The organism is Niabella drilacis (assembly GCF_900101395.1).
GTDB classification, from domain to species: Bacteria; Bacteroidota; Bacteroidia; order Chitinophagales; family Chitinophagaceae; genus Niabella; species Niabella drilacis.
This window is the reverse complement of the sequence record NZ_FMZO01000012.1, coordinates 118579-133259: the sequence shown is the minus strand read 5'-3', so window position 1 is coordinate 133259 and position 14681 is coordinate 118579. Positions and strand designations below refer to the sequence as shown.

Here is a 14681-nt window from a genome sequence, read left to right as displayed (position 1 = left end):
AGATCCGCACGCATTTTGATCAGCGGAAGATGAGCGGCGGGTTGGTAATGAAATAAAATTTAAACAGACCCGGTAGTAAAGGGTCACTGAAAATACCAATATGGCAGATAAAAAATTTATAGCACTGACAAGTTTTGTAGCCGCGCTTGGCGGGTTATTATTCGGGTTTGATACGGCCATTATTTCCGGAGCCATCCCCTACATAAAATCTTATTTTCATATGGATGAATATATACTGGGGTGGTCCGTAAGCTCCATATTGATCGGGTGCGCCGTAGGGGCTATGCTGGCCGGCAATATGGCAGACCGGTACGGCCGGCGCGCAGGTCTGATCATTTGTGCGCTCCTTTTCGCCGTTTCGGGCATCGGGGCTGGTCTGGCCAGCCAATTATACCTGTTTATCCTGTTCCGGCTTGTAGGCGGACTGGGTGTGGGAGCCGCTGCAATGGTGTCGCCCATGTATATTGCCGAAATAGCGCCGGCCCGGCTGCGGGGACGCCTCGTGGCCTGTTACCAGCTGGCGATCGTTTTCGGGATCCTGGCCGCCTATTTTACGAATTATTGCTTCAGCGAAACGGGGCCCGATGCCTGGCGGTGGATGTTTGCTTCGCAGGCCGTCCCCGCCGCATTATTCTTTGGATTGCTGTTGCTGGTACCGGAAACACCCCGCTGGTTGATTATGAAGGGAAGGTATGATGCAGGGAAGGAGATCCTTCAGAAAATATCCGGTGCGCCGGTGCCCGACGAGGAAATGATCCGGATCGAAGACAGCTTTCGTAACGATAATGCGGTTACGATCCGGCAGCTTTTCAGAAGGCCCTATAGAACAGTGCTGTTTGTGGGCATCATCGTGGCCGTGTTTCAGCAGGTCACCGGTATCAATGCGATCATATACTATGCCCCAACCATCTTTAAGGAAACCGGTGGCGACAATGCCTCCTCCCTGATGCAGACCATCGGGATCGGGGTGGTCAACATCATTGCCACGTTTATAGCCATCGGGCTGGTGGACAAGGTAGGACGAAAAAAATTACTGGTTACGGGCTGCCTGCTGATGGGCCTGTCCATGACAGGGGTTGGGCTTTGTTTTTATTTCAACTATTTTGAGCACTACCTGGTTCTCATTTTTATGTTTCTCTATGTGGCTTCGTTTGGCGCTACCCTGGGAGCCGTGGTATGGGTATATCTTGCCGAGATTTTTCCCAACCGTATCCGGAGCCGTGCTTTGTCCATTGCTACGCTGGCGCTTTGGCTGGCTGATTTTGCAGTAACGCTTACATTCCCGATCATGACACAGCACCTGGGTACGGCCGTTACAATGGCTTGTTATGCGGTGTTATGTGCCGTGGCTTTTGTGTACATGATGGTAAAGGTCAAAGAAACCCGGGGACGGTCATTAGAGGATATCGAGAACCTGTTTGCTGATTAAAGAACATCTATAAAACCAATTGATAAGAACGATGGAACTACAGTTTTTTTGCCCGAGATGGGGCTCCGAAGACCTGGATTGGGAATTGTTTTTTGAGAAGGCCCGGGCCGAAGGATACGACGGGGCAGAAGTGGGCATCGGCAACCAGGCGAATGAAAAAGAGCTGGACCGGGTATGGCAGCTTGCCGAAAGATACGGGATGAAGATGATTGCCCAATGCTATGATACGGGCGAAGCGGGTTTCTCAAGGCACAAAGCCCTTTACGAAGCCTGGTTCCGGAAAATAGAAGCATACCCCGTGGTCAAGATCAATGCCCAGACGGGCCGGGATATTTTCAGCTTTGAACAAAACCGGCAGCTGATCGATGTAGCGGCCCGCTTTGCCCAGAAAACAGGAACCGCCGTGGTGCATGAAACGCACCGGAATAAGGCCCTGTTTTGTGCGCATATTGGGGCTGAGTATTTAAGAAAGCTGCCGGATCTTACTATAACAATGGACCTCTCTCACTGGGTTTGCGTGGCAGAAACTTTCCTGGAGGACCAGCCGGAAGCCGTACAGCTGGCCATTGAAAAAGCAGGGCATCTGCATGCAAGGGTGGGATACAGCCAGGGCCCGCAGGTACCGGACCCCCGGGTGGGGGAATGGAGCCATGCGCTGGAAGCGCATTTAAACTGGTGGGACCAGCTCGTTCGCCGCAAACAGGCTGCCGGCGAAACCATAACCATTACGCCGGAGTTTGGACCCCATCCCTATATGGTGTATATACCCGGGCTGCAAAAACCGATTGCCGATCAATGGGCTGTAAATGCCTGGGTAATGCAACTATTAAAACAACGGTACCTGGATGGCCGGGCAGTTGCTTTATAGCAGCCGGGATGTCATAAAAAGGAATACAAACTCAGTTATCAGCAATGCGCATACATTTTTTACTGGTCCTGTTACTATCGGCCGCAGTTGTAAAAAAAGCAGCTGCCGGCCCTCATAATATAGCACCGCTGGCAACGGTGACCGCATCCAGTAATGCCGGGGCCTTCTTTGAGGCGCAGCAGGTACAGGACGGGGTCATTGGTGTAAACGGACGCGGCGAATGGGCCTGCAAAGGCGATACTGCTTTTTGGGGGTATGTAAAGTTCCCCTGGATCCGGCTCGACTGGGACCGGGAACAATGGATCGACCGGATCGTTTTGTTTGACCGTCCCAATCTGAATGATAATATTGCCGGTGTTAAAATTCATTTCAGCGATGGCTCTGTAAAGCGGATAAACCAGCTGCCCGCAGATGGTACCGGCCTGGCCGTGCAATTTCCCCCCAAAAAAATAAAGTGGATCCGGCTGGAGGTTACCGATGGTACCGGGAAAGATCTGGGCTTTTCAGAAATAGAAGTGTACAACGCTTTTGAAGGGGCGCCGGATTATGTTTCGCTGGTCAACCCCTATATAGAAACAACAAGAGGGCGGTACGAGTTTTTTATCACCGGCAGCCTGCCCTTTGGATTGGCAACCTCTGCACCGCTCACCCGGAACAAGCATCAATGGGGCGGCGGCTATAACTACAATGACCGCGAGATCCTCGGGTTTCAGCAGATCCATACATGGATGATCTCCGGTATAGAAATAATGCCGGCCACCACCGGCGATGACCCCTCCGGCGGACGGGAGGCATGGAAGTCGGCCTTTAGTCATGATGACGAGATCGTGCAGCCCGGTTACCACCGCGTGCTGTTGCAAAAGCATAAGATATGGGCGGAGCAAACGGCAACCGACCGGGTAAATATATACCGGTTCCGGTACACACAACAAGCGGACGCCCGCGTCATTATGGATATGAGCGCAACCGTAAAGAATTGTTCCTCTATGAAGGATGCCCGCATCAAAAAAGTGAGCAATACGGAAATTGAAGGTTCCTTTAATACGGTAGACCGGCTGTGGGGTGGCCCGGGTGTTGTTCCCGTTTTTTTTGTGATCCGGTTCAATAAGCCCTGCCGGTCGCTGGATGCCTGGCAGGGGAGTACCGGCTTCCGGTCCGGCATCAGCGATGCTGCAGGAGATGGATTAAAACTGGCTGCTGCTTATAAAATGGAAGCAGGCGATCAGCTTGAGATGAAGATCGCGCTTTCTTATACCTCCGTGCAGAATGCCCGGAACAATTTAAATACTGAATGCGGGAACCTGGACTTTGATGCAATTAGGGCCCGGGCCCGGGATACCTGGAACCGGTACCTGGGAAAGATCGCTGTAAAAGGTGGAACGGCGGCGCAGCGCAGTAAATTTTATACGGACCTGTGGCATGTGCTGCTGGGCCGGCAGAAGATCAGCGATGTAAACGGCGACTATCCGGACAGGACCGAATTTACAGGTCAGAAAGGTTTTCTGGGAGGGCATAATGAAGCTGCATTCAAAATAAAAACGGTTCCCAAAGACGGCAATGGCCGCCCGCGATTCAATATGTATTTATCAGACGCGTTTTGGTTAACGCAATGGAATATTAATATTTTATGGGGGCTGGCCTGGCCGGAGCTGATGGATGATTTTTCCGCCTGCCTGCTGGAGTATGCCAAAAACGGCAGGCTGCTTCCACGGGGGCCGCTGGCCGGGGGGTATACCTTTATCATGACGGGGGATCCGGCGGCCAGTTTTATCGTAAGCACCTATATGAGGGGACTGCTGAAAAAAGCGGATGCCAATACGGCTTTTGAGGTCATAAAGCAAAACCAGATGCCCGGAGGCATGCTGGGAGGCGGAGAACATGGCGCTGCCGATGTAGCCTTTTACGCGGCGCATGGGTGGTGGCCGTCCAATGCAGGCATTACAGTGGAAGCTGCATTCCAGGATTGGGGCACTGCCCAAATGGCGGCAAAGCTCGGCAGAAAAGAAGACCATGCTTATTTCAGCAAAAGGGCCTCCGGATGGGTGAACAGTTTTGACGCCGGCCGGCGGTTCCTCTTCCCCAAAGACCGGAAAGGGAACTTTGCCCATACGGATCCGCTCTCCGGGAGTGGCTGGGTAGAAGCCAATGCCTGGCAGGGAACCTGGGGACTTTCGCATGATATTCCCAAACTGATAAGCCTTATGGGAGGAAAAGATAGTTTTTGTAACCGGTTACAGTATGCTTTTGAAAAAGCGGCTCCGCAGGATTTTGTGGCGGAGTATGGCGGTGGGTATGTAAGCTATGCCAACCAGCCGGGCTGCTCCAATGCCCATTTGTTCAGCTATGGAGGAAAGCCCTGGCTCACCCAGTATTGGGTAAGGCGGGTTCAAAAGCAAAACTACAGCGGCACCACACCGGATAACGGTTATGGCGGGCATGATGAGGACGAGGGCCAGATGGGAGCTGTAAGCGCCCTCATGGCCATCGGGCTCTTTGATATTATGGGCAATGAGGCCCGGGAGCCGGTGCTGGAAATTACGGCACCGGTGTTTGACGAAGTGGCCATACAACTCAACCCGGCTTATTACAAAGGCCGCCTGTTTCAGATTGTTTGTTATCAGAACAGTGAAAAGAACGGCTATATCCAAAGAGCCCGCCTGAATCAGCAACCGTTGCATACCTTCTGGTTCCCTTTCCGCCAGTTTGGCAACGGGGGGCGGTTAGAACTGTGGATGGGCCCTAAACCCAATAAAAGCTGGGGCATACAGGCACTGCCCCCGGCATGCAGGGAATAAAAGCCCGCCGGAGGACATCGTGTATAGCTATGAACATAATATAAAATGACGGAGTAAGTGATGAGTAAAAGGAATTACGACAAAAAGCCCTGCATCCGGGTAAGCGGACAGGCATTTGAAGGCTGGGATGCCATTTTAAACAGGATCAGAAAAGATCCCGGGTCTGGAAAAATAGTGGTGGTAGATTGCTATACCGGTATCTGCTATGAGGAGCTGCTTACACAGTTAAAAACGCTGCCGCATAGCCTGCTGGTATTAACCCCGCACCTGTTCAGGGATGAGGATGCCATCCTGGCCATGACAAAACCCTTTGTAACAGATGATCCCCTGTTTGGGTATATGACAAAGCTGCGCATAGCCGATTATTTTGATACGGAAAAACTGCAGGTGGCAAGGGAACAGATCACCCGTCATGAGGGGACTGTGCTGGTATTGGGTTGCGGTGCCGGCGCCGTTGTGGAGGGGGATCTGGTCATTTATGCAGATATGCCGCGTTGGGAGCTGCAGCAGCGTATGCGGAAAAAGACCGTACAGGGGCTGGGTGTCAGCGATGGCGATAAACCCTTTGCCACCCAGTATAAGCGGGGGCTGTTTAATGACTGGAAGGTGCTTGACCAGCATAAGCAGACCCTGTATGATAAGGTGCACTACTGGCTGGATACCACAAACGCAGGAGCCCCGGTCCTGATCGACAGGAATACATTTTTATCGGGGATGGCAAAGGCAGCGGGCAGCCCTTTTAGGGTAGTGCCGTTTTTTGATCCCGCACCCTGGGGCGGTCAGTGGATGAAGGAGGCCTTCGGCCTGGACCCCGATGCGGTAAATTATGGATGGTGTTTTGATTGTGTGCCGGAGGAGAACAGCCTGTTGTTTTGCATCAATGAAACGCTGTTTGAAACGCCCGCCATCAACCTGGTTTTTATACAAAGTAAGGCGCTGCTTGGAGAACGGGTACTGGCCCGTTTTGGAAAAGAGTTCCCCATCCGCTTTGACTTCCTCGATACCATGGACGGGGGAAACCTGAGCCTGCAGGTGCACCCGACCCGGGCATTTGCACAAGAGCATTTCGGGATAGCATATACACAGGATGAAAGTTATTACCTGCTGGATGCCAAAGAAGATGCATTTGTATACCTGGGAATGAAGACCGGCGCAGACCCCGGGCAGATGCTGCAGGAGCTGGATGCGGCGCAAAGCGGATCCGGCCGGCCTTTTGATGCAGACCGGTATGTAAATAAGATCCCCGCAAAAAAACACGATCATTTTTTGATACCTGCCGGCACGGTACATTGTTCCGGTAAGGATGCGATGGTACTGGAGATCAGCGCTACCCCTTTTTTGTATACTTTTAAGCTATGGGACTGGGACCGCCTCGGCCTGGACGGGCTGCCAAGGCCCATCAATATCAGCCGGGGCAGGGAAGTGATCAACGCTGAGGCCGATGCTGGTTTCGCAGCGCGGGAGCTTATCAACCGGTTTGAGGTAGTACAGGCCGGTAAAGGATGGGTACAGGAACGCACGGGCCTGCATGAATCGCAGTTTATCGAAACGTTCCGGCATACGTTCCAGACAGCCGTGGTACATTATACAAACGGCTCCGTAAATGTATTGAACCTGGTAGAAGGGGATGCGGTCATTGTAGAAGGATTGCAACACGAATTTGAGCCGCTGGTAGTGCATTATGCCGAAACATTTATCATTCCCGCAGCAGTAACCGCCTATTCGGTCCGGCCATACGGTGCAGGGCCGGGGGCAACCTGTGTAACGATGAAAGCCTGTATAAAAGAAGCATGAAAAAAGGAATATCGATGTTTGAAGAAGATCAAAGAGTCGTATTGACACTGGATGCAGGGGGCACCAATTTTGTGTTTGGCGCCATGCAGGGCAATCGTGAGATCATTGTGCCGCTTACACTGCCTGCGGATACGGTTGACCTGGAAAACTGCCTTTCGGTGATCGTTGCCGGTTTTACAAGGGTCATGGCCGGGTTGGAGACGCAGCCCGCAGCCATTAGTTTTGCATTTCCCGGGCCGGCGGATTATGAACGGGGCATCATTGGCGACCTGCCGAATTTTCCTTCCTTTAGAGGAGGCGTTGCGTTGGGCCCCTTCCTGGAAGCGCAGTTCCGGATGCCGGTGTTCATCAATAACGATGGCAATCTTTTTGCCTATGGAGAGGCCCTGGCAGGATTGCTGCCCGCGCTGAATGCAGAACTGAGGCATGCGGGAAGCACGCGGCAATATAAAAACCTGGTAGCCCTTACGCTGGGTACCGGGTTTGGGTCCGGGGTAGTCATCAACGGTACCCTGTTAACGGGTGATAATGGCTGCGGCGGCGAGATCTGGTGTGCGGCTGGCAGGAAGGATCGCCGGGTGATAGCGGAGGCCGGTGTGGGGGTGGCCGCGGTGCAGCGTTCGTATGCAGAGCGGTCTGGTGCCACAGATCATTTTAGCCCGAAGGATATTTATGAAATTGCGAAAGGCTCCCGGGCCGGAAACCGGGATGCAGCCCTTGATACCTTCCACGAATTGGGCCGGGCGGCCGGGTTTACGATTGCGGAAATGCTAAACACCATCGACGGATTGGTGGTAATAGGCGGTGGCCTGGCCCATGCCCACGAATTTATTTTACCGGCTCTGATGGCGGAGATGAACAGTGCACGTTCCTCGTTCAACGGGGTGCCGGTACCGCGTTTGCCCATGCAGGTGCATAACCTGGAAGACGCCGGTGACCGGGCTGCATTTTTAAAAGACGATGTAAAAATGGTGGCCGTGCCGGGCACCGGCAAACAGGCCCTGTACCAGTGTACAAAAAAATCAGGAGTAGCATTAACAAAGACAGGCACCAGCCGGGCCATTGCCCTGGGCGCCTATGCGTTTGCGCTAAAGCAGCTGGAGCCATAAACGACATGGCCACCAATTTTATTTTACCAGGGTTTAAAAAAGAATATACGTATGAAGATTAGATATTGCCGCCTTTTTTTCCGGCTTTTATTAGTACTGGCAGCAGGGATGCCCCTGCTGGTAAGCGCGCAGACAAAACCTGCCGGGCAGCAGGTGACCGATATATGGATCGTTGTAAAAACGCATTTTGACCTGGGCTTTACAGACCAGGCCGCCAATGTATTTCACCGGTATCGTACGGAGATGATGGATAATGCATTGAAGATCGTAGATGAAAACAGTAAGCTGCCCGCAGCGCAGCGTTTTGTGTGGACGGTGCCGGGATGGCCGCTTTGGGCACAGATCCTGGGTCCGCAGCAGGATCCTGCACGGAAACAGCGTATAGAGCAGGCCATAAGGGAAGGACGCCTGTCGGCCCATGCATTGCCGTTTTCGATGCATACAGAGTCGCAGGAACTGGAAGACCTTGTACGGGGCCTGAACTATGCGGCCCGCGTAAGCCGTACTTATAAGCTTCCTCTTCCCATTGCCGGCAAAATGACCGATGTGCCCTCGCACAGCTGGATATGGCCCACGCTGCTGGAGCATGCAGGCATCAAATTCCTGCACATCGGCGTAAACCCCGCCAGTCAGTATCCGCGGGTACCACAGCTTTTCTGGTGGCAGGGGCCGGATGGGTCCAGGATCCTCTGCGCTTATAATATTGATTATGGCAGCAGCCTTTTTCCTCCGGCCGACTGGCCCTGCCGCAACTACCTTTCTATGATCATGACGGGCGATAATCATGGCCCGCCCACTCCTGCAGAAGTAGCGAAATGGCGCAAACAGTATGAAGAAAAAATGCCGGGCGTAAAGATACATTTCGGTACCCTCGATGATTTTGCCCGTGCGGTGCTTTCAGAAAAGCCGCAATTGCCGGTGGTGCGCGGGGATATGCCGGATACCTGGATCCATGGGCTGATGTCGATGCCTCAGGCCTCAAAGGAAGCCCGCAACGCAAGACCGCTGGAGCCTGCATTACAGGTACTGGACGCGCAGCTGCGGCTATGGGGATTGCACCCTGCGCCGGTTGACAGCGCGTTGGATAAAGCCTACGAGCAAAGCCTGTTGTATGGCGAACATACCTGGGGAATGAATGCAGAGTATGGGCCACGCTATGTATACGGCGCAGCGTGGAAACAGTGGCTCAAAGAAAAGGATGCGGAACCGGTACCAGCCGATGGGGACTATACCAAACTGGCAAGGGGCAGCAAGCGCAAATGGCTGCAATCTTATGAAGATCACAAAGCCTATGCCCATCAGGCCTCACAGATTGTGCACCGGGAGCTGGATGCCCGGTTGAACCAGCTTGCAGCATCGGTAAAAACAAAGGACAAGAGCGTCCTGGTATACAATGCCCTGCCCTGGAAAAGATCCGGGCTGGTGCAGGTGAACGGGGAGCAGCTGTACGTAGCAGATGTGCCGGCCAACGGGTATAAAACCATTCCTTACCGGATAACAAAGGCCATCCCGTTGAAATCCGGTACCACAAAAATTGAAACACCTTATTTTATTGCGGTCTTTGACCTGGATAAAGGCGGTATCCGTTCCCTTACGGATAAGCAGACCGGCCGGGAACTGAAGGACCCCAATAGCGAATATATGCTGGGCCAGTTCCTGCATGAGCGGTTCAGCAAAAAGGAAGTGTACGACCGTTTTTTTAATAAGTATTCCCGTTTATCCGGGGGCTGGGCATTAAATGATATCGGCAAGCCGGGGATGCCGGATACCCTGCAGGAACCCTATCGCGCTACAACGCCGGGCAACTGGAAAATGCAGCACTTTAGCTCCGGTGTATCCGATGAGATTGTATTAACCACCGATGATACCAACGGACTGGCCGGCCGGTACAGCATCCGGTTTACTTTTCCCAGGGCGATGCCCTATATTGATGTAAACTGGGAGGTGGCGGATAAAACGCCGGACAAGCATCCGGAGGGCGGCTGGCTTTGTTTTCCTTTTGCGGTTAACGATCCGGAGTTTATGCTGGGGCGTTTGGGAGGCCCGGTAAACCCCGCCAGGGATATTGTACCGGGTACGAATCATTACCTGAACGCAGTTACAACCGGCGTTGCTTTATGGGGCAGTAATAACAGTATGGCGCTTTGCCCCGTGGATGCACCGCTGGTTTCGCTGGATGAACCCGGGCTTTGGCGCTGGGATCTGAACTTTACACCAAAGCGGCCCTCTGTGTTTGTAAACCTGTATAATAATATGTGGAATACGAATTTTCCGTTATGGCAGGAGGGATCCTGGTCGGAGCAGGTACGCTTTTGGCCGGTAAAGCAGCAGGCAAACAAAACGGAAGATCTTACGGTGCATGGATGGGAGGCCCGTTTGCCATTAATGGCGGCATTAGTTGAAAATAAAGGAGGAACGCTTCCCGCAATACAGCAGGGGGTGGCCGTTTCCCGCAAAGGAGTGCTGGTAACCGCCTTTGGCAATGACCCGGATGGCAACAAAGGCACCCTTCTGCGTTTATGGGAGCAGGCTGGTATTGCGGGTCCGGCAGTGGTTCAACTGCCCCAGGGGAGTTCCTTTAAACATGCCCGGCTGGTGAACTTAAGAGGGGTGCCAACGGGCGAACGACTGAACGTGAAAGCCGGGAAAATAGTGGTAGCGCTAAAGGCATTGGCGCCCCTGTCGATGATACTGGAATAATGCGTTCCCGCTCATTTCGTCAGCCGTTCATTATTAAAATCATTCATAAAAATGAAACAAGACATACAAGGGAACGCTGCACTGCCAAATCGCAGGCAATTCCTGAAAAACGGGGCAAAAGCCTCTCTGGCATTTACGATCGTACCGCGTTTTGTAAGAGGCGGCCGCGGGTTTACCGCACCCAGCGATCAGATCACCTTGGGTTTTATCGGCACGGGGAAGCAGTCGCGCTTATTGGCACAATACTTTTCGGGGAAAGCAAAAATAATTGCGGGTGCTGATGTGGATTCGCAAAAACTGGACCTCTTCAAAACCAATGCCGCCAGGATCGGCGAAAAGAACAAGGCTGCATTGGGGGCACACACATTTACGGGTTATGCCGATTTCCGGGACATGTTGCATCGTAAGGATATCGATGCTGTTGTGGTTGCCACGCCCGATCATTGGCATGCGGTAGCCAGCATCATGAGTGCCAACGCCGGCAAACATGTGTATTGCGAAAAACCGTTGGCGCATTCGGTTGAAGAAGGGCGGGCCATGGTTAATGCCGTAAAGAGGAATAAGATCATTCTTCAAACGGGAAGCATGCAGCGCTCTTCCGGAAATTTCCGGCATGCCTGTGAGTTGGTGCGCAACGGCTATATCGGCGATGTAAAGGAAGTGCATGTAAATGTAGGTACAGCGGCCATCCCGGATTACCTGCCGGGACAGGCCATCCCAAAAAACCTGAACTGGGATCTGTGGGTAGGGCCGGCTCCGTACCGCCCGTTCAATGCAGAATTATCGCCTCCTGTTGAAAAGGATATCTATCCCAACTGGCGTTTTTATAAAGAGTATGGCGGGGGCATCCTGAGCGACTGGGGCGCGCATATGTTCGATATTGCGCAATGGGCACTGGGTATGGACCGGAGTGCCCCCGTCCTTTATTTTCCGCCGGATGGCAGGGAGTACCAGCAGCTGACCATGTTATATGCGAACCATGTGGTAATGAAGCACCTCGATTTTGGACGTGGTTTTGGCGTACGGTTCATAGGCACAAAAGGAAAGCTGGATGTAAGCAGGGGCTATCTTGATACCGACCCGGCCAATATCGTTACCGCACAGATACGGCCGAACGAAACACAGTTATATAAGAGCAATGATCATTATATGGACTGGCTGGATGGGATCCGTAATCATAAGCAACCCATCTGTGATGTGGAAACGGGGCACCGTACCAGCAGCATTTGTTGTATTGCCAATATTGCGTATTGGCTAAACCGGCCCCTGCATTGGGACCCGGTTGCCGAGCAGTTTGTAAAGGATAAGGAAGCCAATGCCCTAGTAAAAGCGAGCATTCGCAGAGATTGGAAGCTGTAGCCCTCTACGGTTAAAGCAGAACGGCTAAGCGTGTTTTACAGGTAACCGCAATGTGCGCCAGGGCTCCGCAATGACCGCAAAGGGAGGTATCAAATAGCGTTGCGAACTTAGCGGAATCCTTGCGCCCCTGGCGGTTAAAATGGGCGGTTAAAATGGAACCGCAAAGGAACGAATCATATAACGTTGTGAACTTCGCGTATTCCTCGCGGTTAAAACAGAAAGAACATTCGCAGCATTACAGATCCAAAATAACAAAAATGAAAATAAAGAACTTCCTGGTATATCTTGGTCTATTGTTACCGGCAACCGGATCGGCGCAGCGGCCGGCCGACCTGGCCAATCCGCTCGTAAATACAGTGAAGCCCCGGTTCGATTTTTTTGCTGCGGCCTCCCTGCCTTACGGCATGGTAGCGCTGGGCCCGGATACGCATCACGGCGATCTGTGGAATGCCGGGTACCGGTACAATGACCCCTATATCCTTAATTTCAGTCATGTGCATAATACGCAAACGGCAGGCATTCCCGTTATGCCCGTAGTGGGGCCCTGTAAGGCATTGCAGGGGCTACAAGCCTCCAAATGCCGGTTAAGTCATAAGGGGGAAGTCGCAAAGCCCGGCTATCATAAGCTCCTGCTGGAAGACTATGGCATTACGGCGGAGCTGACTGCCTCGCAGCGCACCGGCTTTCACCGGTATACGTTCCCGGCGGCAAAGGAGGCGCATGTCATTATGGACCTTACGGCCGCGCTGGGCCCGGTAAAAATGTTATGGGGCTATGCCCGGAAGAAAAGCAATAGGGAAATAGAAGGATATTCACTGATGGCGCCCACCTTCAGGCGAAAGAAGAACTGCACTGTTTATTTTGTAGCGCGGTTTAGCAAACCCTTTGATAAGCTCAGTTTTTGGGGGGCATCCGCTACCGATTCAACAGCACAGGAGCTCGTAAACGGCACGCTCACCAGCGATCGCAAAGCCGGGGTATATGCCAGCTATTACAACCTTAAAAAAGGAGCACAGGTATTGCTGCAGGTGGGCATCTCCTTTGTAAGTATGGAAAACGCGCGGATGAACCTTGATAAGGAAATGCCCGATGCTGATTTTGAAAAAGCGGTGGCAAGGGCAAAGCAGGCATGGAATGACTACCTCGGGCGGATCGAGGTAAGCGGGGGCACCCGGAAGCAACAAGTAAAGTTTTACACGGACCTGATGCATACTGCGATTGGAAGAAGAATATCCGAGGATGTGAATGGACAGTACATCGATAATACCGGTCCTGTTTCGATCGTGCGCAACGTACCGCTCACATCAAAAGGGGCACCCGCCTGGCATTTTATGGATGCCGACGGACTATGGGGAACGCAGTGGAACCTGAATATCCTGTGGTCCATGGTATACCCGGATTATGGCAACGACCTGGCGCAAACCTTTCTCAGCTATTACCGCAATGCAGGCGTTCTGGCCAGGGAATCCTGGGGTGGGGCACTCTGCTATGTAATGGTAGGTGACCAGACTACTCCCTTGCTGGCTGCGCTGATGCAAACAGGGCAGTCCCGCTTCAATAAAGAAGAAGCATTGGCCGGCGCTTATAAAAATGCATTCCCCGGGGGAATAAGGGACCGGGCCGGGTATGAGGCCGGAAATAAACCCGGCGGTGGCGGCATTGACTGGTATCTTCAATATGGATATGTACCTTATGAGATCAGCTCCCGGGGAGATGGGTTTCACCGTGGAGGCACAGCCATGACCCTTGAGTATGCCTACCAGGACTGGTGTATTGCCCAGATGGCCCGGAGCATGGGGAAAAATGAAGTATACGGCCCGTTTATGAAAAGGGCCGGCTACTGGCGCAATGTGTACGACCCCTCCAGTGGCTATATGCGTCCCAAAGATACATTGGGGCATTGGCTCAAACCCTTTGATCCGGTAGCAACAGCCAATAGCGGTGGTTTTGCTACCCCTGGCTTTATTGAGTCAAACGCCGCCATCTACAGCTACTATGTGCCCCAGGACATCAAAGCGCTTATACAGGCCAGGGGCGGTGCAGCGTCATTTATAGAAAACCTGGAAGCGCGTTTCAAAAGCGCTACAGGCACCGGCTTTGCAGCGGAGCACGGGGCGCATGGATGGGCCTGGGTCGATTATGATAACCAGCCGGGATGTCATATGGCCCATTTGTTCAGCCATGCCGGGGCTCCCTGGAAAACGCAGTACTGGGTACGGCAGGTAAAAGAGCTCACTTTTGGAGATACCACCGTTTCTGCCGGATACCGGGGCGATGAAGACCAGGGACAAATGGGCGCATTAAGCGCGCTGATGGCCCTGGGGCTCTTTGATGTGCAGGGCCTGGCGGATGTGGGTCCTTCGCTTGAGATCACCTCACCGGTATTTAGTAAGATCGTTTTTCATTTGCCCAATAACAAAACCTTTCAGATCCGGACAAGGGTACCCGCTGCTGGGGTTGATGATACCTATATCCAGTCAGTATTGCTGAACGGGAAGCTATGGAACCGTTTTGAATTCCCATTCAGCCGTTTTGCCAATGGCGGCACGATGAATATTGCCCTCGGGCCGGAGCCCAATAAAGCATGGGGGACCCGGAAGTGATTTGAAAATGTGAATCCCGATCCC

At 52.8% G+C, this 14681-nt stretch carries 8 protein-coding genes; all 8 read left to right on the top strand.

Features of this window, described 5'->3' with window-relative positions; genetic code table 11:
- The first annotated feature begins 100 nt into the window (after nt 1-100).
- Entirely contained in the window at nt 101-1429 is a 1329-nt protein-coding gene (locus tag BLS44_RS19090; protein WP_090391830.1) for a sugar porter family MFS transporter, read from the top strand.
- A 31-nt stretch (nt 1430-1460) separates the two neighbouring features.
- Nucleotides 1461-2297, top strand: a complete 837-nt coding sequence (locus tag BLS44_RS19085; RefSeq protein ID WP_090391829.1) for a sugar phosphate isomerase/epimerase family protein — start codon at nt 1461-1463, stop codon at nt 2295-2297.
- Nucleotides 2298-2341: 44 nt separating this feature from the next.
- On the top strand, nt 2342-5092 hold the full coding sequence (locus BLS44_RS19080; RefSeq protein ID WP_090391828.1) for a GH92 family glycosyl hydrolase: 2751 nt from the start codon (nt 2342-2344) through the stop codon (nt 5090-5092).
- Between the two features lie 60 nt (nt 5093-5152).
- The gene (locus BLS44_RS19075) at nt 5153-6886 is read left to right on the top strand and encodes a class I mannose-6-phosphate isomerase (protein WP_090391827.1); all 1734 of its coding nucleotides are present in this window, start codon (nt 5153-5155) and stop codon (nt 6884-6886) included.
- Complete coding sequence (locus BLS44_RS19070; RefSeq protein WP_218127784.1) at nt 6883-7995, top strand: ROK family protein; 1113 nt, start codon at nt 6883-6885, stop codon at nt 7993-7995. Before BLS44_RS19075 ends, BLS44_RS19070 begins: the two co-directional genes overlap by 4 nt.
- Nucleotides 7996-8046: 51 nt before the next feature.
- The gene (locus BLS44_RS19065) at nt 8047-10695 is read left to right on the top strand and encodes a glycoside hydrolase family 38 N-terminal domain-containing protein (RefSeq protein WP_090391826.1); all 2649 of its coding nucleotides are present in this window, start codon (nt 8047-8049) and stop codon (nt 10693-10695) included.
- A 51-nt stretch (nt 10696-10746) separates the two neighbouring features.
- A complete protein-coding gene (locus BLS44_RS19060) occupies nt 10747-12054 on the top strand; it encodes a Gfo/Idh/MocA family protein (RefSeq protein WP_090391825.1) in 1308 nt (435 codons plus the stop codon).
- Nucleotides 12055-12311: 257 nt separating this feature from the next.
- Nucleotides 12312-14657: a GH92 family glycosyl hydrolase gene (locus BLS44_RS19055; protein WP_176954483.1), complete on the top strand. Its 2346-nt coding sequence runs from the start codon at nt 12312-12314 to the stop codon at nt 14655-14657.
- Nucleotides 14658-14681: the final 24 nt, after the last annotated feature.

Bases quoted from the DNA above. Each gene is read 5' to 3' on its own strand.
- BLS44_RS19055 (WP_176954483.1), top strand. From the start codon at position 12,312: ATGAAAATAAAGAACTTCCTGGTATATCTTGGTCTATTGTTACCGGCA.
- BLS44_RS19080 (WP_090391828.1), top strand. From the start codon at position 2,342: ATGCGCATACATTTTTTACTGGTCCTGTTACTATCGGCCGCAGTTGTA.
- BLS44_RS19070 (WP_218127784.1), top strand. From the start codon at position 6,883: ATGAAAAAAGGAATATCGATGTTTGAAGAAGATCAAAGAGTCGTATTG.
- BLS44_RS19060 (WP_090391825.1), top strand. From the start codon at position 10,747: ATGAAACAAGACATACAAGGGAACGCTGCACTGCCAAATCGCAGGCAA.
- BLS44_RS19065 (WP_090391826.1), top strand. From the start codon at position 8,047: ATGAAGATTAGATATTGCCGCCTTTTTTTCCGGCTTTTATTAGTACTG.
- BLS44_RS19090 (WP_090391830.1), top strand. From the start codon at position 101: ATGGCAGATAAAAAATTTATAGCACTGACAAGTTTTGTAGCCGCGCTT.
- BLS44_RS19075 (WP_090391827.1), top strand. From the start codon at position 5,153: ATGAGTAAAAGGAATTACGACAAAAAGCCCTGCATCCGGGTAAGCGGA.
- BLS44_RS19085 (WP_090391829.1), top strand. From the start codon at position 1,461: ATGGAACTACAGTTTTTTTGCCCGAGATGGGGCTCCGAAGACCTGGAT.